Source organism: Variovorax gracilis (assembly GCF_030317115.1).
Taxonomy (GTDB): domain Bacteria; phylum Pseudomonadota; class Gammaproteobacteria; order Burkholderiales; family Burkholderiaceae_C; genus Variovorax; species Variovorax gracilis.
Genome location: NZ_JASZYF010000001.1, coordinates 764,905 through 784,479, shown reverse-complemented (window position 1 = coordinate 784,479; position 19,575 = coordinate 764,905). Strand labels below are relative to the sequence as shown.

Genomic DNA, 19,575 nt, shown 5'->3' with positions numbered 1-19,575 from the left:
CTAGGCATGCCCTCTGGTTTCAGGACAACTTGGGAGCCATGGGGCGCTCGAGGAGTCGATCGATGTAGCTGTCGATCTTGGCCCGGCCCGAGCGCCCGCCGATCAGCCGTTGCCACACGAACATCGAGCCGACCATCACGTCGGCCGCGGTGAAGTCCGCGCCGAAGAGGTAGGGGCCGAAGCCGAGTTCCTGCTCGATCACGTCCTTCACCGTCTCGACATTGTTCCAACCGCGTCCGGGGGGCGTGGGCACCTTGAAGATGTCGTCGCCCATGGAGGGCTCGATCTGCGCCGTCGAATACACCATCAGCGAGAGGTAGCGGCCGCGCTCGGGCGATCCGACCGCCGGGGCCAGCCTGGCCTGCGGGTACTTCTCCGCGACGTACATGCAGATTGCCGGGTTCTCGAAGAGCCGTGCACGTCCATCGACAAGTGCCGGAAGCTTGCCGGCTGGGTTGACCTGCAGGAATTCAGGCGACTTGTGCTCGCGCTTCTCGAGGCTGATCGGCACGATCTCGTAGTCGGCGCCGGCCTCGTCCAGCATCCACTTGGCGACGACCGCGCGACTGTGCGGGTTGTAGTAGAGCTTCATGGCCATGGGAGAGGTCCTTTGCTACAGCTTGGGAATGCGCAAGGTCTTGCTGATCATCAGCGTGCCAGACAGCGCAAAGAGCAGGGACAGCGGATGAAGCACCCACGGCCCGAGCAGCCATTCGCCGCCCCAGATGGCATCGCCGATGCGGCCCTGCCATGCGGCGAGTGCGAGCACGCCCACGAGCACGACACTGGTCGGGATGGGCGTGCCCTCGAAGTACTTGACCTTGTCGGCGCCTTCGGAAAGCGCTTCGGCCGTGACGTTGTAGCGTGCGAGCCGGCTCACGCCGCAGCACACGAAATAGATGAGCAGCACGCAGTCCCATCCCCCGTCGAGGCCGGCGGCAAAAGCGAGGGACGCCGGCATGACGCCGAAGGAGATGACGTCGGCGAGCGAGTCGAGCTCGCGCCCCAGAGCCGAATGAGTCTGACGCCAGCGGGCAATGCGGCCATCGAACACGTCGAAGATGAATGCCGCAGGCGCCAGCGCGGCGGCCCAGAGGAAGTGGCTGAGAGACTGGCTGGCCACGTACGCCATTGCAAGGAAGACAGCGCCGACGCCGCATGCCGCGTTGCCCAGGGTGAACACGTCGGCCAGGTGGAAGCCGCGGATCATCGAGAAGTGCTTTCGGACAGGGGCCGATGCGGGGGATGAAGGGGGCATGGGTGCTTTCGTTGGGAAAGTTGCGAAACACATTAGCGCAAGCGCGTCGTGTGCGGTGTAGTCGCATTCTGATGTCGCGCGCGCCGCGCGTGGCTCAGGACCTGCCGGGGTGCGCCGCGGCGTCGTGTTCTTCGGCGATGTGCGCGAAGCGTCCCAGCAGCCGGGCCGCGGTCGCCGTGCCTGCCACCCGGTCGCGCAGCGCGGCGGGGTCCACGCCTTCGGCGCGCAGGGGTTCCGCGAGGTGGTCTACGTAGCCGCGCATGATGTCGGCGTCGAACTCGGGGTGGAATTGCACGCCCCATGCGTTCTCGCCGATGCGGAAGGCTTGCGTGCGCTCGAAGTCGTTGCCCGCGAGGCGCACGGCACCCGCGGGAAGCCGCAGCGCGCTTTGTCGGTGGACCACGTGCGCATCGAAGCGCGGCGGCAGGTCGTGCATCAGCGGATCGGCCGCCGCCTCGGGCGTGAGCTCGACCTCGACGGTGCCGATTTCCATACCCCCCGGATGGTCCCCGGCTTCCCCGCCGAGCGCATGCGCCAGCAACTGATGACCGAAACAGATGCCGAGTACGGGCGTGCGGCTGGCAACGAGTTGCGCGAGCCACGCGCCGGTGGCCTCGCTCCAGGGCTCGCGGTGCGAAACCATCGCGTGGGAGCCGCTCACGATGGCGCCGGAAATTTCCGCAGGCCGAGGCAGGGTATCGCCGCGTCGCGGGTCGAGCACCACGACCGGCAGGCGGGTGTTGCCGAGACCAGCCGCCATCCAGTGCTCGAAGTCGCCGCGGCGCTCGCGCAGCGTGTCGAAGGTCTCGCCGAGCTTGATGATGGCGAGGGGACGAGGGGAGATATCTTCCATGCGCGTGATCATGCCGCACTCATGCGGGGTCATGCTGCTCCACGATCTCGATCGCGCCTGCGATACGCTGCGTCACGTGCGCCACGAGATCCTGCCGTTGAGGCGTCTCGCGCCAGCGCAAGCGGGTGCCGGACTCCCAGTCAGCGTGGCTGCGCGCAGGCTGCGCGGCTCGAATCACATCGGCGATCGTCCGGTGCGCCGCGTCCGTCGAGCTCGTGGCGCCGGCCCCGGCGTCGATGCGGTCGACCGCCGCATGGCCGCGCTGCTCCAGCGCCCGCAGCAGGCGGAGTTGCCAGCTCAGGAGCACGAACAGCACGCGGTCTTCCACGGTGAGCTCATGCACGTCGCGCAGCTTGTTGGCGAGCTTGCGACCGAGCGGCCCCCAGCCTTGAGAGACTGCGCCGCCAATGGCGCCGCCCAGTGCCGCACCGGCGCCGAGCGAAAGCCCGGCGAGCGCGAGGTCGGCGACGACGCCAACTGCCGCGCCGACCGCGACGCCCTTGCCGAGCAGGATTCCCGCGTCCTTCAAGGCCTCCGGATGGAAAAAGTCCATGGTCCATCGACCTTCCACCAACGGCAGCGCGGCTTCATCCGCATCGCCTTCGCGAAAACCGTAGAGCGCGAGCAGGTCATCGGCGCAACGCTGCGCCCTGTCGAACAGGGATTTCTGCAATGCGCCGACCAGGCGCCGGCGCCCTTCGTCGTCGGCAAATTCCGTAGACGAGGCCGTGCGCCGCATCGATGTCGCATCGACCAGCAGTTCCGCGATGCGCGTGCTTGCAGCCTGCCGACGCTGCCTGAACTCGGCGTCCAGGAAGGCCGCCACGCCATCCAGCGCCGCACGCCGGTCGCGCAGCAGCGTGGAAAGATCGCGGTAGAGATCGCGCTCGGCGCCGACAAAAGGCGCCGCGGCATCGAAGCGCACCACGACGTGCAACCCATAGGCCGAGAGAAGTTCCTTCCACGCGGCCTCGCGACTCGCGGGACGGCCAACGAAATTCAGCACCGGCAGCACCGGGCGCGCACAGGCGCTCAGCAGTTCGATCTCCGCGCGGAACTTGGGCAGCACCGGTTCGCGCGCATCGATGACGAGAAACGCGGCATCGACATCGAGCAGGGCGCGGAGCACCTTGGCTTCCTGCTCGAAAGCGCCGTGCGCTTCGGGGCCTTGCAGGAACTTGCGGATGCGGTCGGGCGGCGTCAGATTCCTGTCGAAGGCTTCGAGATGCTCGCGCAGCGCGACGGCATCTTCCAGGCCGGGTGTGTCGAAGAAGCGCACGGCCGTCGCACCATCAACCAGGAGGTCGACCGACTCGACATGGCGCGTGGTGCCGGGGCGTTCCGACACCTCGCCGAAATTCACGCGCCGCGTGAGCGTGCGAAGCAGCGAGGTCTTGCCGGCGTTGGTGTGGCCGACCACGGCGATGCGGATGGGGTTGGCGGGCTTGCTCATGCTCAGGTCCAGCCGTGCAGCATGGGTTCCAGCGCATCGCCGGCTTGCAGCCCGTCGAGTCCGGCTTCGCCAAGCCAGGCGTGCCAGCGCTGGCGCGCGGTGTCGTCGGCGGCCGTGCCGAACAGCCACAGTCGGCACTCGCCGCTCAGGGCCATGACCTCGCGCAGAAAGCGTTCGGTACCGCGGTCCGGGCTGGATGCCGCGTGGCAGCCGACCAGCACGCGGCGGGGGCGCACGCGGGCCAGCGTGTCGAGCAGTCCGCGCCGGGCGCTGGCGGAGCCGTCTATGCGCACCGCCTGCGCGCCGAGCATGTCGAGCGCAGCCGGCGGCCAGGGGAGTTCATCGGGCAGCTCGAATCCGACGGCCATCAGCGAGTCGGTGGTGTCGCCTGCTGCCAGTCGGTGAGGCGCAAGGTGCGGCAGGTGGCCGGGATCCGCGTCGACGATGTGCGGTGGCGCGAGCGCATCGAAGCGCGCGAGCAACTTGCGGAAGTAGGGCTGCGACAGGTCGGGCCGCAAGGCCTTCTTGCGCATTTGCCAGACCGCCGCGCAGAGCAGGACGAAGGCCACGCGCGGCAGCAAGCCATAGACCACGATGCAGCCCGTGAGCCACAACGCCCAGGCACGCTGGCTCGGCGCGGCGGCCAATGGCGATAGCACCGCCTGCGCATCGGGAACCGGGAAACCCAGGCACGCGGGCGCGCGCCCGAGAAGCTGCACGCTGCGCACGAAGAAGTCGGGCTCGAGGATCGTGGTCTCCCAGCTCAACGTGTAGTTGCGGAAGGCGAGTGCGAAGAGCATGGCCGCGAGTACCACCGCAAACGACAGCGTCCAGATCGCATGGCTCACGAAGCCCAGCGCCCAGGGCAGCAATCGCGCGCGGTTCAGCAACCGGGTCACGGCGCGAAGCAGCACCGGCGCCTGTCCACGCCGCCCGCCCGCCACGCGCGCCGTGAGCGTCAACCAGAGCCAGCCGAAGGAGGCATTGACCGATCCCGGCGAAACGAACAGCCCGCCCAGCCACAAGGCCAGCGTGATCAGGTGCAGACCCAGGAGGCTCGCCAGCGCGACCACGACATTGATCTGGCGGTCGCTTCCGCCAAGGACATTGCCGGCGAGTGTGAGGCCCGCGATGACGATGACTGCCACCAGGCCAAGCAAGACCCACGGAGACCATGAGCGTGCCCGTGCCCATTCGCTCTCCAGGCCGATGCGCTGCCCGAGAACCCGCGCACGTTCGACGATGCGCCGGACCGGGTCCTGCTGAAGGCTCATCGCCTCTCGCATGGCTTGCGTGTCGTCGAGCGGGCCGGTTTCCTCGACCAGTTGCACCGCCTCGGTGATCGTCGCGTCCTGGAACGGAGAGGGGTGCGCCACGGGGTTCAACGGCTTCCTTTACAACACGGAGACATGCCGGCGCACCGGAGGGGAGCGCGAAATTATGCCCGTGCCAAGTTGGCCGATCACCCATGAAAAACGGGGCCGCTCAGCGGCCCCGTCAACCCCGTGGCCGGGGATAGGAAAGAGGAAGGGGTGTTCTCAGCGAAGACCGAAGAACGAGAGGACGGCGACAACGACCACGACCAGACCGACGATATAAATGATGGAATTCACGGTGGAAACTCCTCTTTGTTGAAGACGAATCCAGAATGCCCGTCCGGCAGGGCCTACGATGTCGGCGGGTGTCACCGCGCACTGTAGGACTCGCAAGTCAGACAGTAGACGCCTCCGCCACCGCGTCGTCTTCCGCGTCGCTGCCGTCCCCCAGGAAGCCGCCGCTCTGGTGGGCCCACAGCCGTGCGTACAGCCCGCCCTTCGCCAACAACGTCTTGTGATCGCCTTCCTCGACCACGCGGCCTTCGTCAAGCACGATCAGCCGGTCCATGGCCGCGATCGTCGACAGACGGTGCGCAATCGCGATCACCGTCTTGCCTTCCATCAGGCGGTAGAGGCTGGCCTGGATCGCGGCCTCGACCTCGGAGTCGAGCGCGCTCGTCGCCTCGTCGAGCAGCAGGATCGGCGCGTCCTTCAGCATCACCCGCGCGATGGCCACGCGCTGGCGTTGCCCGCCGGAGAGCTTGACGCCGCGCTCGCCCACGTGCGCCTGGTAGCCGCGGCGTCCGTTCGGGTCGCCGAGTGTCTCGATGAAATCGTGTGCTTCGGCGCGCGCGGCCGCGGCGCGGATGGCCACGTCGCTCGCGTCGGGCTTGCCGTAGGCGATGTTGTCGGCGACCGAGCGGTGCATGAGCGAGGTGTCCTGCGTGACCATGCCGATGTGGGCGCGCAGGCTGTCCTGCGTGACGTGAGCGATGTCCTGGCCGTCGACGAGGATGCGGCCGCTGTCCAGGTCATGAAAGCGCAGCAGCAGGTTCACCAGCGTCGACTTGCCTGCGCCGGAGCGGCCCACCAGGCCGATCTTCTCGCCGGGCGCGACGGTGAGCGTCAGGTCGTCGATCACGCGCCGTGCCCCGTCGCCGTAGCGGAAGCTCGCGCGCTCGAAGCGCACCTCGCCGCGCGGCACCGAGAGCGTGGCCGCGTCCGGCGCGTCGAGCACCGTGCGTGGGCGCGACAGTGTCTTCATGCCGTCCTGCACCGTGCCGATGTTCTCGAACAGGCTGGTCATCTCCCACATGATCCAGTGCGACATGCCTTGCAGTCGGAGTGCCATGGCGGTGGCCGCGGCCACCGCGCCGACGCCGACCGAGCCCTGCGACCAGAGCCATAGCGCCATGCCCGCCATGCCGGCGGTCAGGCCCATGCTCAGCGTGTGGTTCACGATCTCGAAGGCGCTCACCAGCCGCATCTGGCCGTAGCCGGTCTGCATGAATTCCTTCATCGCCGCGCGCGCGAAGCCTGCCTCGCGCTGCGTGTGCGAGAAGAGCTTGACGGTCGCGATGTTGGTGTAGGCGTCGGTCACGCGGCCGGTCATCAGCGCGCGGGCGTCGGCCTGGGCCTTGCCGACCTTGCCGAGACGCGGCACGAAGAAGATCAGCGAGGCGATGTAGAGCGCCATCCAGACGAGGAAAGGCAGCATGAGTTGCTTGTCGAGGACGCCGGCGAGCACGATCATGGTGGCGACGTAGACGCCCATCGCCACCAGCACATCGGCCAGCACGAAAATCGTGTCGCGCACCGCCAGGGCGGTCTGCATGACCTTGGCGGTGATGCGACCCGCGAACTCGTCCTGGTAGAAGGCCATGCTCTGGCCCAGCATGAGCCGGTGGAAGTTCCAGCGCAGCCGCATCGGCAGGTTCGCGGCCAGCGTCTGGTGCTTGACGATCGTCTGCAATGCCACCACGCCGATGCTCGCGAGCAGGGCGAACCCGAGCCACATCAGCGTGGTTCCGCGGTCCTCCCACAAGTGCGACGGCTCCTGGCCGCCGAGCCAGTCGACGATGCGTCCCAGCATGGCGAACAGCAGCGCCTCGAAGGCCGACATCGCGGCCGTGAGCAAGGCCATCGCCGCGATCGTGGCCCGCAGCCCGCGGGTGCAGGCCCAGAGAAATGCGAAGAGCCCGTGCGGCGGCGGCGTGGGCTCGACGGGCGGATACGGGTGAAGCAGTTTTTCGAAGAAACGGAACAAGGCGGGCTGTCTCCAGTGAGGCGCCACTGTACCGGCGGGCGGGGCGATCCGCGCAGAAAAGGTTATGGACGGGCCGGCCTGCTTCCACCCAATTGCTCGCCGAGAAAGTCGATGAAGCTGCGCAACTTCGGCGCCATGTATTGCCGGCTGGTGTAGACCGCGAACAGCGTCACCGGCGGCGCTGCGTACTCGGGCACCAGGCGCACCAGCCGCCCCTGCGCCAGATCATCGTCGACCAGCCATTCGGGAAGGAAGGACATGCCGATGCCCGCCCGCACTGCATGCAAGGTGAGGGTGGTGTCGTCGGACTTCATCACGGGCTGCAGACGCAGCGGCGCCTGGCGCCCGTCGGGTCCTTTCAGCGCAAGGCCTTCAAGCGTCACGTAGCTCGGCACGATGGCGCCGAGCTTGGTGAGGTCCGCGGGCAATGCGGGCACGCCGGCCTGCGCGACGTAGTCCGCCGCCGCCACGAGATGAAACTGGAGCCGGCAAAGCGGCCGCGCGATCAGCGCGGGAGAGGGCTCCTGCGTCGCGCGCAGCGCCAGGTCGTAGCCATCGGCGGCAAGGTCGACCTTCCGGTTCTCCAGGTGCATGTCGACCAGCACTTCGGGGCAACGCTCTCGGTAGCCGGCCAGCACGCGGGCGAAGCGCGGCGTGGCACACCACACGGGCGCGCTGATCTTGAGTTGGCCGCGCGGCGTCTCGTTCCTCTGGCCGATGGCGGCCTCGGCCGCATCGAGCAGATCGAGCGCGCGGCGGCTTTGTTCGTACCAGGCCTGGCCGGCTTCCGTGAGGCTCAGATGCCGGCTCGAGCGATGCAGCAGACGAGCACCCAGCGATTTCTCGAGTTGCGCCACATGCTTGCTGGCCATGGGCGCCGAGATTCCGAGGCGCTCGGATGCCGCGACGAAGCTGCCGGCTTCCACCACTTCCCTGAACACGCGAAGACTGGTCAGGCGGTCCATGCATGGTTTCCTGTGGAGAAATGAATCGATGAATCCTAGCGTATCGATTTCTTCAGTGGAAATCTCTAGACTGAAGGCCAAAGAGCATTCCATGAGCACACAACTTGCGACCCTTCCGACCTATTTCATTTCCCATGGCGGCGGCCCCTGGCCCTGGATGAAAAAGGAGATGGGCCACGCCTACGACCAGCTCGAAGCCTCGCTGGCCGACATGCCGCGCCAGATCGGCCGTACACCGGCTGCGATCCTGATGATCTCGGCGCACTGGGAGGAGTCCGCCTTCACGGTGATGGGCAACCCGCGCCCGCCGATGATCTATGACTACGGCGGCTTTCCCGAGCACACCTACCGCGTGCGCTACGACGCGCCCGGTTCGCCCGAACTCGCGCGACGGGTGCAGATGCTGATCGAGGCCGCGGGCCTGCCCGCGCAGTTGGATGCCGAGCGTGGATTCGACCACGGCACCTTCTCGCCGATGGCCGCGATCTATCCGAAGGCCGACGTGCCGGTCGTGCAACTCTCGCTGCGGCGCGGACTCGATCCTGCCGAACACATCGCGCTGGGTCGGGCCATCGCGCCCTTGCGCGACGAGAACGTGCTGATCGTCGGCAGCGGCCTGAGCTATCACAATCTGCGCGCATTCGGCCCGCAGGCGCGCGACGTATCGAAGGCGTTCGACGACTGGCTCGACGACGCGGTGGTCGGCGCCACCCCGGCACAGCGGGTCGAACGATTGCTGGAGTGGTCGACGGCGCCGGCGGCCCGCATCGCGCATCCGCGCGAAGAGCACCTGATTCCGCTGATGGTCGCGGTGGGTGCGGCCGAAGGCGAGGCCGGGAAGCGCATTTACCACGAGCAGGCCTTCATGGGCGGCATCGCCGTGTCGAGCTTCCGCTTCGGCGCCGCGGCGGGGGCCTGAAGCGTCGGTGCGCGGCACAATGTGCCGGTGCCCTATTTCTCGACCTTCGATCCCCAGGCGGAAGCCGACGCGCTCCGCCTGATCGCGCGCATCGATGCGCTGTCCACCCATCACGACGCCGAGCATGGCGGCGTACGCATCCGTTGGCGCCGCTTCGGCAACGACGATTCGCACCCGCCACTGGTGTTGCTGCACGGCGGTCACGGCAGTTGGATGCACTGGTTGCGCAACGTCGAGGCGCTGTCGGCCACGCACACGCTGTGGCTGCCCGACATGCCGGGCTTCCACGATTCCGATACGCCGCCGAAGCCGGCGTCCGACCGGGCGGCGGTGGACCCTTTGCTCGACGCGCTGGCCGGAACGCTGGACGGCCTGATCGGCGCCCGGACCGAGATCGATCTCGGCGGCTTCTCGTTCGGCGGCCTGGTGGCTGCCAAGTTCGGCGCGCGACGCGGCAGTATCCGCCGGCTGGCCTTGATGGGCAGCGGCGGCCACGGGACCTTGCGCCGCATGACGGTGGAGATGATCAACTGGCGTGCCGCCGAGGACCGCGACCAGGAGCGCGCGGCACTGCTGCACAACCTCGCTGCGCTGATGTTGCATGACAGGGCGGCCATCGACGCGCTGGCCTTTGCGATCCACGACATCTCCTGCCATGGCACGCGCTTTCGCAGCAAGGAGATCTCGCTTGCGGGCGGCCTGCAAGTGGCGCTGGATGCCATCGGTGGGCCGCAGCTCCTGCTCTGGGGCGAGCACGACGTCACGGCCGATTCGCGCCCGCTGGTCGCGCAACTCGCCGCCGGCCATCCGCGGCGCCAGGGCGTGGTGATCGACGGTGCCGGGCACTGGGTGCAGTTCGAGCGCGCGGATGAAGTCAACGCGCACCTGCTGCGCTTTCTCTCCTGACTCGACGCTAGAGCGGCAGCGAAACGTCCTTGCGGCGCCAGAAGGCGGCCTCCGGCACGGGGCCGGCGCCGGCCGCGGCGTTGTCCGCCATGTGCTCGGGCCGGCTCGTGCCGGGAATCGTGCAAGTCACGGCGGGATGGCTGAGCACGAACTTGATCAGCACCTGCGCCCAACTCGTGCAGCCGATCTCGCCGGCCCAGGCGGGCAGGGGCTTGTCGCGCAGCCGGCGCAGCAGCCCGCCGCCGCCGAAGGGCATGTTGACGATGACCGCGACACCGCGTTCGGCCGCCAGCGGCAGCAGGCGCTGCGCCGCTTCGCGCTCGTCGAACGAGTAGTTGATCTGCAGGAAGTCGAGCTTCTCCGCGCGCAGCGCCGCCTCGACCTCGGCATATGCGGAGGCGGTGTAGTGCGTGATGCCGACGTAGCGCACGCGGCCCTTGTCCTTCCAGCCGCGCAAGGTCTTGAGGTGCGTACGCCAGTCGACGAGGTTGTGCACCTGCATCAGCTCGATCCTGTCGGTTCGCAGGCGCGCGAAGGACTGTTCCATCTGCGCGATGCCGGCATCGCGGCCGCTGGTCCACACCTTGGTGGCGAGGAAGGCCTTGGCCCGCTGGTTCGATGCCGCCAGGAGATCTCCGGTCACGGCTTCGGCGCGGCCGTACATCGGCGAGCTGTCGATCACCGTGCCGCCGGAGGCGAACAGCGCGTCGAGCACGCCCGGCAGTCGCTGGTACTCCGCGCTGCCAGCCGCGACGTCGAAGCCGATCCAGGTGCCGCAACCGACCACAGGCAGGGCTTCGCGGGTGGAGGGGATGGGGCGGGTGTTCATGCGGACGGCTCCCGGATTCTGGGCGGATGCGCGGAAAGGCCAGGCGGCGGAGAGCGAAAGCGCTGCGCTCAGGCGCAGCAATTGGCTGCGGGTCGGGCCTTCATGCGATGCGCGGTCGCTCCGCATGATCAGGCGGTGGTGAGTTCGACCTGGACGCGTTGGCCGATGGCGGTCGCGATATTGACCAGCGCGTCAAGCGAGAAGCGCGACACGCGGCCTCGCAGCAGATCAGTCTCGGAGATCGCATCCCAGGCGTTGGCGTAAGGGGGCGCGGCGAGGGTCATGAGTGGTCCTTGATGAATTCTGAGGGAGTTCGCTCGGACAAGAGCAAGCTGCCTGCAAGGCACACGCAACGAAGGGGTAAGAAAATTCGCTGCCGCCGGCCCAAAATACTGTATAAAAATACAGTTATCCGATCACTATGGGCCTCCCTTCCTTCGACTCCTTTTCACCCTCCGCGCGGCACAAGGTCTGGCGCGGGGATGCGCTGGGCATGGCCGATGCGCAGATCATCGGGAGCGGCCACGCCGCGCTCGACGCGCAACTGCCCGGTGGCGGCTGGCCGGTCGGGGCGATGACCGAGCTGCTGCAGTCCGAACCCGACGCGCATTCGTGGCAACTGCTGTTGCCGGCCCTGGCGCAAGCGGTGCGGGGCGGTACGGGGCCGGTGGCGCTGATCGGTGCGCCCCACGAACCCTTCGGCCCCTCGCTGGCGGCGCACGGGCTGCCGGTCGAGTCCTTGCTGTGGATTCGCAGCGAGGCTGCCGCCGCACGGCTCTGGGCGTGCGAACAGGCGCTGCGTTGTGCCGACGTGGCCGCCGTGCTGGCATGGCTGCCGCAGGCGCGCGTGGGCGATCTGCGGCGGCTGCAACTCGCGGCGGCGCAGCACGACTCCCTGCTGTTCGTGCTCCGGCCCGCGGCGTCGGCGTCTTCCACATCGCCGGCCCGCTTGCGCCTGCAGGTGGCGCTCTGCGAGGAAGACAGGTCACAGCTCGACGTCCACATCCTCAAGCGCCGTGGCCCGCCCTTGGCCTCGCCCATCCAACTGCCGGCATGCAGCGAACGCATGGCCGCGCTGTTGGCGGCAAGCCGGCTCCGGCGCAAGTTGCGCCATCGGCAGGAAGGCGTGCCGCAGGCCAGCAACCACACAGCCACGGTAGTGCGCCTCGATCTCCACCAAGGAAAACGACATGCACTGGATCGCGTTGCGCTGGCTGCCGCCTGAGGCGACGGATATGCCCATGCCGCCGATGCCTTCCGACGAGGCGCTGGGGTGGTGGGCCCTCCAGTTCACTCCGCGCGTCGCCTGGGTCGATGAGGCCCTGCTGCTCGAGGTGTCGGCCTGCGAGCGGCTGTGGGGCGGGCGGCTGGGCCTGATGCGGCAGATCGCGAGCCTCAATCCCGCACCTGTGCGCGTGCAGCAGGCGCAGGGCGCAACGTGCCTGATCGCGCTTGCGCGGCTGCGGATGTTCGCGCGTGGCGAACAGCCCCCGCCCGATGTGCCGTCCAACCTGCCGCTCGACACGCTGAGTGCCGCGCGCGATCACCTCGACGTGCTGGCGCATCTCGGCTGTCGTACCTGGGGCGATGTGGCTGCCCTGCCGCGCGGCGGTCTCACGCGGCGCTTCGGAAAGGAACTGCGCACGGCGCTCGATGCAGCCTACGGCCTCAGGCCTGAAAGCCATCGCTGGCTCACGTTGCCCGACGTGTTCGAGCAGAAGCTCGAACTGCCAGCACTGGCCGAAGGCGCACCCGAGCTCATGTGGTCGGCCAATCGCCTGCTGTCGGCGCTGCAGATCTGGCTGCGCGTCCGGCAGCGCGGAGCGCGCGCGCTCGAACTGCAATGGACGCTCGATTTGAAGCGCCTCAACGGTGTGAACCTGCCGCCGCACCAGCACATCACCGTGCGCACTGCCGAGGCCACGCAGGACATGGCGCACCTGCGCCGCCTGATATCCGAGAAACTGGCGCTCACCACGCTCGCCGCACCCGCAAGCTGGTTGCGGCTGCGTTCGCTCGAAACCGATCCCTGGACTGGTGCCAGTGCGAGCTTCCTGCCCGAGGACAACCGCAAGGGCGACAGGCTCCATGAAATGGTCGAGCGGCTCAGCGCGCGGCTCGGTCCGCAGCAAGTGCTCGTGCCCGTGGCGCAAGCCGATCACCGGCCGGAGCGCACGCAGGCGTGGCAACCCGCCTTGCAGAGCAAAGGCCGGGTGAAGACAGACAAGCCGGTTGCCGCATCGCCGTCGCAGCCTGATGCCATCTACCCTGCGTGGCTCCTGCCCGAGCCTTTGCGGCTCGATATGGATGGGGAGCGTCCCTGCTACCGAGGGCCGCTGCGCCGATTGATCGGTCCGCAGCGGATCGAGGCCGGCTGGTGGGGTGGGGTGGTAGACGGCGGCCGGCCCGCCGTGCGCGACTACTACGTCGCGGAGAGTCCCGAAGCCGGCCTGGTGTGGATCTTCCGCGAGCGCCCGGCGACCTCCTTTGCTTCGGATGAAGTGCGCTGGTACCTGCAAGGTCTCTATGCCTGAACTCAGCGACAAGAAGATCCGAGCGCTCACGCTCGCCGCGATGCACGCGTTGCCGAAGCGGCAAGCGACGCCCGTGCCCGGCCTCCCCGGTTATGCGGAACTCCATTGCCTCACGAACTTCAGTTTCCAGCGCGGCGCGTCCGCGCCCGAGGAACTGGTGGAGCGCGCCTACCACCTCGGTTATGCGGCCCTCGCGATCACCGACGAATGCTCCGTGGCCGGCGTGGTGCGCGCGCATGTCGGCCTGCGTGAACTGCCCGCGAAGCTCGATGTCCACGAGCGCGAGCACCCTGACGAGCCGCCGATCCCGCGCCATCCGGACTTCCGCCTGCTGTTCGGCAGCGAGTTCCGCTTCGAGCGCTTCAGGCTCGTCGTCATCGCTGACGACACCGAAGGCTGGGGCAACCTGTGCGAGTTCATCACCGCCGCGCGCAATACCGAACTGCCCAAGGGCGAATACCGCGTGAGCTGGGAAGACAGCGACGTGGCCTCGCTGCAGCATTGCCAGATCCTGTTCGTGCCTGACCGATCGATCGGCAGTGCGGTCGATGCAGCCACGCTGCACGAAGACCTGGTCGCGGCCAGGACGCTGTTCGGCGGCAACCTCTGGCTGGCTGTCGAGATGCTCAACGAACTCGACGACGACCTCTGGTTCGTCACGCTGGTCGAGGCGGGCGAACGGGCCTGCGTGCCGCTCGTGGCAGCCGGCGATGTGCACATGCATGCACGCGCGCGCAAGCCGTTGCAGGACGTGCTCACCGCCGTGCGTGAAGGCAGGACAGTGGCCGAGTGCGGCTTCGCGCTGCAGTCCAACGCCGAGCGGCACCTGCGGCAGCGCGTTCGGCTGGCCGGGCTCTACACCGACGAGATGCTCGCGAACACGCTCCGCGTGGCGGAGCGCTGCCGCTTCGATCCCGAGGTGATCCGGGACAACTACAAATACCCGCTCGAAAGCGTGGGAAACGGGGAGACGCCTGCGCAGACGCTGGTGCGCAAGACCTGGGAGGGTGCACTCCAGCGCTACCCGCTCGAACGGTATGCGTCGGGCATCCCCGAGAAGGTCTGCCGCCAGGTGCAGCGCGAGCTTCAGTTGATCCTCGAACTCGAGTACGAGATGTTCTTCCTCACGGTCGAGGACATCGTGCGCTTCGCCCGCAAGCAAAAGATCCTTTGCCAGGGCCGCGGCTCCTCGGCCAACTCGGCGGTCTGCTATTGCCTGGGCATCACCGCGATCGCGCCCGACAAGGGCCACCTGCTGTTCGAGCGTTTCCTGAGTCGCCACCGCCAAGAGCCACCCGACATCGACGTCGACTTCGAGCACCAGCGGCGCGAAGAGGTCATCCAGTACATCTACGAGAAATACGGCCGCGAGCGGGCCGCCATCGCAGCGGTCGTGATCTGCTACCGATCGCGCAGCGCACTGCGCGACGTGGGCAAGGCGCTCGGCATCGACGCGCGGCTGATCGACGAATTCGCCAAGGACCACTACTGGTTCGACGAGACCGTGCTCGGCGAGCAACTGAACGCAGCGGCCGCGCGCGCGGAGGTGAACGAGGACCCGCTCAAGCTGCAGCAGTGGATCGACCTCACATGCGAGCTCAAGGGGTTTCCGCGCCACCTGAGCCAGCACGTCGGCGGCTTCGTGCTCACCCATACGCGGCTCACGCGCCTGGTGCCGGTGGAAAAGGCGTCGATGAAGGACCGCTCCGTCATCCAATGGGAAAAAGACGACCTCGAAGCCATGGGCATGCTCAAGGTCGACGTGCTCGCGCTCGGCATGCTCAGTGCCATCCGCCGAGGGCTCGAACTCATGAACCGCTGGCGGGGAACCACCCTGCAGATGCATCAGATTCCCAACGACGACGGGGAAGTGTTCGACATGATCTGCGACGCCGACACCGTTGGCGTGTTCCAGATCGAGAGCAGGGCGCAGATGTCGATGCTGCCGCGCCTGAAGCCGCGCACTTACGAAGACCTGGTGATCGAGGTGGCGATCGTGCGTCCAGGGCCGATCCAGGGCGGCATGGTGCACCCCTACCTCAAGCAGCGCGAGCGGGTGCGCAAGGGGCTCTCCATCCACTACGAGAAGGACGAACTGCGACCCGCGCTGGAGCGCACCCTGGGTGTGCCGATCTTCCAGGAGCAGGTGATGCAGATTGCCATGGTCGCGGCCGATTTCACCGCCGACGAAGCCGATCAATTGCGCCGCGCGATGGCCGCATGGAAACGCAAGGGTGGTCTCGGGAAGTTCCATGACAAGCTTGTGAACGGCATGGTTCGCAAAGGGTACAAGCCCGCCTTTGCCGAAGCGATCTTCAAGCAGGTGATGGGCTTCGGCGACTACGGCTTCCCCGAGAGCCATGCCGCGAGCTTCGCGCTGCTGGTTTGCGTCAGCAGTTGGCTCAAGCGCCACGAGCCTGCCTGCTTCCTGGCGGCGCTGCTCGATTCGCAGCCGATGGGTTTCTACAGCCCTTCGCAACTCGTGCAGGACGCGCGGCGCCATGGCGTCGAGGTGCGGCCGGTCGACGTCACTGCGAGCGAATTCGACAGCAGCCTCGAAGCCCGTGCGCCCGATGCGATGCGCATGCCGCCTGGCACCGATGCGCGCCATGCCGGGCGTCTGGGCAATCCGGACCCGCCCGCCGTGCGGCTCGGCCTGAGGCTGGTGTCAAGCCTCAGCGAGGCCGGCGCCAACCGTCTTCTTGCGGCACGCACGCAGGCGCCCTTCACCAGCACCGAAGACCTCGCACTGCGCGCCGAACTCGACGCCAAGGACATGGCCGCGCTGGCCGCCGCCGATGCGCTGATGTCGCTCTCGGGCCATCGCCGCCAGCAGGTGTGGGACGCCACCGCCCAACGCCGAGCGCCCGCCTTGCTCAAGGGCGTGCCCATCGACGAGCCCGCGTTGCAACTGCCCGCCGCGCCCGAGGGCGAGGAGATCCTCGGCGACTACGTCTCGCTGGGCCTCACGTTGCGCCGCCATCCCCTCGCATTGCTGCGTCCGCGGCTGGCCCGCATGAATCTGATGAGCGCGGAACAACTGCGCTCGCTGCCCAGCGGCCAGACGGTGCGCGCCTGCGGGATGGTCAGGGGGCGCCAGCGCCCGCAGACGGCCAAGGGCACCATCTTCGTCACGCTCGAGGACGAGACCGGCAACGTCAACGTGATCGTCTGGAGCCACGTGATCGAGGCCTGGCGCGAACCGCTGCTCAAGTCGACCCTGCTGGCGGTGCAGGGCACGTGGCAACGCGATGTGGACAGCGGGGGCGAGGTGCGGCACTTGGTGGCGACCGGGTTCAAGGACCTCACACCGCTGCTGGGGCGCTTGGCGCAGGCCACCAAGAGCCGGGATTTTCACTAGGCGGGCCGTTCCTGCGCCGTCACCGTCCGCGTGACGAGACGGCCATCGCGCAGCAGCGATACCTCGACAGGCCGACCGATGCGCTCCGCGCCAAGCAGGCGCAGCAGGTCGTCCGCGCCCGCCACGACCACGTCGTCCAGCGCAATGAGGATGTCGCCCACGCGCAGGCCCGCCAGGTCCGCCGCGCCGCCCGCTTGCACTTCGCCGACACGCACGGCGTTGGCGCCCGAATGAACGGCCAGCGCCACGCGCCGTGGCAGCGGCACCGTCTGCGCCGCGATGCCCAGGTGCGCGCGCCGCACCCGGCCATGCGCGATGAACTCGCCGATCACGAAGCGCGCCGTGTTGCTCGACACCGCGAACGCAAGCCCTTGCGCGCCAGCGATCATGGCCGTGTTGATGCCCACCACCTGCCCGGACGCAGCCACGAGCGCGCCGCCCGAGTTGCCCGGGTTGAGTGCCGCATCGGTCTGGATCACATCGTCGATCAGGTGCCCGCTTTGCGATCGCAACGATCGGCCCAGCGCCGACACGATGCCCGCCGTGATGGTCGACTCGAAGCCGAGCGGATTGCCGATGCCCACGACCAGGTGGCCGCGCTTGAGCATCTTCGAATCGCCGAGCGTGGCGGTGGCCGCGCCGCGCGGAAGCTCCACACGCAGCAGCGCGAGATCGGTGGCGGGGTCATCGCCGAGCAACTCGGCTTCCCTGTCGCCGGCCTCCGCGAGCCCGATGCGCACGCGGCGCGCGCCGCCAACGACGTGGCTGTTGGTGAGCACCAGCCCGTCGCCGGCGATGACCACGCCCGAGCCCAGGCCGCCGCGCCGGCCGGGCGTGCCGCTCTGCACACGCACCACGGCCGGTCCGACGCTGTCGGCCACCGTCGCGACCGCGTGCGAATAGGCGTCGACGAGTGAGTCCTGGTTCTGCTCGGACGCACTGCCTTCGATGAAGGGAGAGGGGGCGGGATCGTCGAACATGGTTTTCTCAAAGATGGATGACACCCTGCCGCACCGCCTGCGCCACCGCATCCGTGCGGCCGGTGGCATCCAGCTTGTCGAGCAGGGAGCCGACATGGAACTTTGCGGTGTGCACCGAAATGCCCAGCCGCCGCGCGATGGCCTTGTTGGATGCGCCTTCGGCCATCAACACCAGGACTTCGAGCTCGCGCCGGGTCAGTGCCGTATCGGCGTCTGCGGCGGACAAGGCATCCGCCGGAACCACCACCACATCGGCCGGCTCGCCGCGTTGCGCGACACGCAGTCCGGGCACGTCCGACAGCGACGCGAGCAGGCGTTCCGACAACTCCGCGTCGGCGATATCGACCGCGATCACGATCGGCTCCGTGGCGTCCGTCTTCTTCAATCGGCCGGCCTTTCACCCATCGTGATCTTCGCCTCGACGGGCTCGCCGGCGCGCCGCAGCGACAGCGTCACGACGGTGCCGACGCTCGCCGGGCCCAGCGCTCGCAGCAGCGCCTGCACGCTGCGCACGGGCTCGCCGTTCCAGGCCACGATCACGTCACCCTGGTGCAGGCCTGCGTTCGCGGCGGGTCCGTCGCGGTCGATGGCCATGATCATCGCTCCGATGCCCTCGGGCTCGAGCTTCACCGGCTGGAGCCCGACGCCCAGATAGCCTCGCGGTACCCGCCCGTGCGCGGCGAGGTGCGCCGCGACGCGGTCGATCGTCGCGCCCGGAATGACAAGCACACGCCGGCGCGGCCCGAACACGCTCATGCCGATGGCCCGGCCCTGCGCGTCCACCGCCAGTCCGCCTTCGGCGATGCGCCGCAGGGTCAGTCCGAGTTCGATCCGCGCGTCGATCTCGCCACCGCGCAGGCTGCGCCAGGCGGGGCCCGACAGCGAGACCACGCCCGCCGCCGCGACAGGCGTGCCCGCGAGCGACCCGATCGCGAGCGCGACGGAGCCCGCACGCACCGGCGCTGCTTCGAACGCGATCGGGGAGAGCGCGTGGCCTTCGATGCGCAGGAGGGCGATGTCAGTGCCGGCATCCCGACCGACGAGCTTCGCGCTGGCGCTCGCCCCGCTCGGCAGGCAGAGCGACACGTCCGCGTCGTCAGGCAGCGCCTCGTCGCAGGTGACGACCAGCCCCTCGCGCCAGGCGAATCCGCTGGAGCGCGAGCGCCCGGTGTGCACCGCCACGACGCTGCCGGCTGCGGTCGCCACCGCGTCGGCCATTGCCGTGGACAGTTGTTCCAGAGGTGAGGACATCGTGTCGGCCATGGGAGCTCCTTAGATGGCTTCATTGTGTGGAGGCACAAGGGGCTGGCGCTACTGCCCGGATGGGCAGGGTGGGCATACTGGCTGCTCCCATGAAGCTCGAACCTTTTGTCCGCGTCGACGAAACGCCGTTCTCGGCCTCCAGGGACGAGGTCGTGAGCATGCGAGGCGTGCCCGCAAGAACCTGCCGGAACGGCATCGGACTCAACGAGCTGGACTATGAATCGGTGGTCTTCCGCTTTCAGGACTGCGGGAGGCTTGAAGAGATCACGATGCCCGCGCCAGTCGTGCATATCGGCAACGTATCGGTGCCGTTCTCCGCACTTTCTTCCTTCGTGCGCGCGAATGATCCGTCAGCGTTCGAGAGGGCGGGTTTTCTCGTCAGTCCCCTGTTCGGGTTGGCCTTTGATCCGGCCGAGGCCTTCTGGGTCACAGCGCTCGCGGCTCACTGCCTGGATTCGTGGCGGGCCATCTGAGCGCCAATCGAAACCGTTTCCGTGCTGGCATCGTTTCCCCGGACGCCTTCGCCGAACTCATTCGCGCAGAGCACGTTTGCGATCGTTGTCCGAACCGCTGCGAGAGGCGGCGCCGCAGAAACGCACGGCTCCGCCACTTTCGAGTGCCGTCAAAATGGTGCCCACCAAGACAAGGGAGCGGCTTTCGCGACTCACGACA

General features: G+C 68.0%; 18 protein-coding genes. 6 read left to right on the top strand and 12 right to left on the bottom strand.

The features are described 5' to 3' along the window. Positions 1 to 19 precede the first annotated feature (19 nt). The 7 genes from QTH97_RS03770 to QTH97_RS03740 form a co-directional block, all read right to left on the bottom strand. Positions 20 to 598: a glutathione S-transferase family protein gene (locus QTH97_RS03770; RefSeq protein ID WP_286566709.1), complete on the bottom strand. Its 579-nt coding sequence runs from the start codon at positions 596 to 598 to the stop codon at positions 20 to 22. Between the two features lie 15 nt (positions 599 to 613). Continuing rightward, the gene (locus tag QTH97_RS03765; protein WP_286566708.1) at positions 614 to 1,258 is read right to left on the bottom strand and encodes a CDP-alcohol phosphatidyltransferase family protein; all 645 of its coding nucleotides are present in this window, start codon (positions 1,256 to 1,258) and stop codon (positions 614 to 616) included. A gap of 94 nt (positions 1,259 to 1,352) precedes the next feature. Then, positions 1,353 to 2,144 carry a glutamine amidotransferase gene (locus QTH97_RS03760; RefSeq protein ID WP_286566707.1) on the bottom strand — a complete coding sequence of 264 codons (792 nt, stop codon included), beginning with the start codon at positions 2,142 to 2,144 and terminating at the stop codon, positions 1,353 to 1,355. Then, the gene (locus QTH97_RS03755; protein WP_286566706.1) at positions 2,131 to 3,564 is read right to left on the bottom strand and encodes a GTPase/DUF3482 domain-containing protein; all 1,434 of its coding nucleotides are present in this window, start codon (positions 3,562 to 3,564) and stop codon (positions 2,131 to 2,133) included. The genes QTH97_RS03760 and QTH97_RS03755 overlap by 14 nt, the downstream gene beginning before the upstream one ends. Before the next feature lie 2 nt (positions 3,565 to 3,566). Continuing rightward, the gene (locus QTH97_RS03750) at positions 3,567 to 4,940 is read right to left on the bottom strand and encodes a DUF2868 domain-containing protein (RefSeq protein ID WP_286566705.1); all 1,374 of its coding nucleotides are present in this window, start codon (positions 4,938 to 4,940) and stop codon (positions 3,567 to 3,569) included. A gap of 334 nt (positions 4,941 to 5,274) precedes the next feature. Next, positions 5,275 to 7,146 (bottom strand): ABC transporter ATP-binding protein, encoded by a 1,872-nt coding sequence (locus tag QTH97_RS03745; RefSeq protein ID WP_286566704.1) that lies wholly within the window; start codon positions 7,144 to 7,146, stop codon positions 5,275 to 5,277. Positions 7,147 to 7,208: 62 nt separating this feature from the next. After that, positions 7,209 to 8,111: a LysR family transcriptional regulator gene (locus QTH97_RS03740; protein WP_286566703.1), complete on the bottom strand. Its 903-nt coding sequence runs from the start codon at positions 8,109 to 8,111 to the stop codon at positions 7,209 to 7,211. Positions 8,112 to 8,202: 91 nt separating this feature from the next. On the opposite strand from QTH97_RS03740, the gene QTH97_RS03735 reads away from it, so the two are divergent. Both QTH97_RS03735 and QTH97_RS03730 read left to right on the top strand, forming a co-directional pair. After that, complete coding sequence (locus QTH97_RS03735; protein WP_286566701.1) at positions 8,203 to 9,030, top strand: DODA-type extradiol aromatic ring-opening family dioxygenase; 828 nt, start codon at positions 8,203 to 8,205, stop codon at positions 9,028 to 9,030. Positions 9,031 to 9,057: 27 nt separating this feature from the next. Next, positions 9,058 to 9,936: an alpha/beta fold hydrolase gene (locus tag QTH97_RS03730; protein ID WP_286566700.1), complete on the top strand. Its 879-nt coding sequence runs from the start codon at positions 9,058 to 9,060 to the stop codon at positions 9,934 to 9,936. A 7-nt stretch (positions 9,937 to 9,943) separates the two neighbouring features. Here the strand turns inward: QTH97_RS03730 and QTH97_RS03725 are convergent, their stop codons facing one another. Next, positions 9,944 to 10,891, bottom strand: a complete 948-nt coding sequence (locus tag QTH97_RS03725; protein ID WP_286566699.1) for an aldo/keto reductase — start codon at positions 10,889 to 10,891, stop codon at positions 9,944 to 9,946. Between the two features lie 2 nt (positions 10,892 to 10,893). Beyond that, positions 10,894 to 11,049 carry an XRE family transcriptional regulator gene (locus tag QTH97_RS03720; RefSeq protein WP_286566698.1) on the bottom strand — a complete coding sequence of 52 codons (156 nt, stop codon included), beginning with the start codon at positions 11,047 to 11,049 and terminating at the stop codon, positions 10,894 to 10,896. 137 nt (positions 11,050 to 11,186) lie between these two features. On the opposite strand from QTH97_RS03720, the gene imuA reads away from it, so the two are divergent. The 3 genes from imuA to QTH97_RS03705 are packed head-to-tail and all read left to right on the top strand — an operon-like array spanning position 11,187 to position 16,660. Then, on the top strand, positions 11,187 to 11,990 hold the full coding sequence (imuA, locus tag QTH97_RS03715; RefSeq protein WP_286566697.1) for a translesion DNA synthesis-associated protein ImuA: 804 nt from the start codon (positions 11,187 to 11,189) through the stop codon (positions 11,988 to 11,990). Then, the gene (locus QTH97_RS03710; RefSeq protein ID WP_286566696.1) at positions 11,956 to 13,299 is read left to right on the top strand and encodes a Y-family DNA polymerase; all 1,344 of its coding nucleotides are present in this window, start codon (positions 11,956 to 11,958) and stop codon (positions 13,297 to 13,299) included. The genes imuA and QTH97_RS03710 overlap by 35 nt, the downstream gene beginning before the upstream one ends. Continuing rightward, a complete protein-coding gene (locus QTH97_RS03705; protein ID WP_286566695.1) occupies positions 13,292 to 16,660 on the top strand; it encodes an error-prone DNA polymerase in 3,369 nt (1,122 codons plus the stop codon). The genes QTH97_RS03710 and QTH97_RS03705 overlap by 8 nt, the downstream gene beginning before the upstream one ends. On the opposite strand, the gene QTH97_RS03700 is transcribed toward QTH97_RS03705, so the two are convergent. Genes QTH97_RS03700 through QTH97_RS03690 form a run of 3 tightly spaced genes read right to left on the bottom strand, consistent with a single transcriptional unit; the run spans position 16,657 to position 18,903 of the window. Continuing rightward, on the bottom strand, positions 16,657 to 17,640 hold the full coding sequence (locus tag QTH97_RS03700) for a S1C family serine protease (RefSeq protein WP_286566694.1): 984 nt from the start codon (positions 17,638 to 17,640) through the stop codon (positions 16,657 to 16,659). The genes QTH97_RS03705 and QTH97_RS03700 overlap by 4 nt on opposite strands. Positions 17,641 to 17,647: 7 nt before the next feature. After that, positions 17,648 to 18,025, bottom strand: coding sequence for a response regulator transcription factor (locus QTH97_RS03695; RefSeq protein WP_286566693.1), 378 nt, complete (start codon positions 18,023 to 18,025; stop codon positions 17,648 to 17,650). After that, the gene (locus tag QTH97_RS03690) at positions 18,022 to 18,903 is read right to left on the bottom strand and encodes a S1C family serine protease (protein WP_286566692.1); all 882 of its coding nucleotides are present in this window, start codon (positions 18,901 to 18,903) and stop codon (positions 18,022 to 18,024) included. Before QTH97_RS03690 ends, QTH97_RS03695 begins: the two co-directional genes overlap by 4 nt. 89 nt (positions 18,904 to 18,992) lie before the next feature. Between QTH97_RS03690 and QTH97_RS03685 the strand changes: the two genes are divergently transcribed. Continuing rightward, positions 18,993 to 19,376: a hypothetical protein gene (locus QTH97_RS03685; protein WP_286566691.1), complete on the top strand. Its 384-nt coding sequence runs from the start codon at positions 18,993 to 18,995 to the stop codon at positions 19,374 to 19,376. Positions 19,377 to 19,575 lie beyond the last annotated feature (199 nt).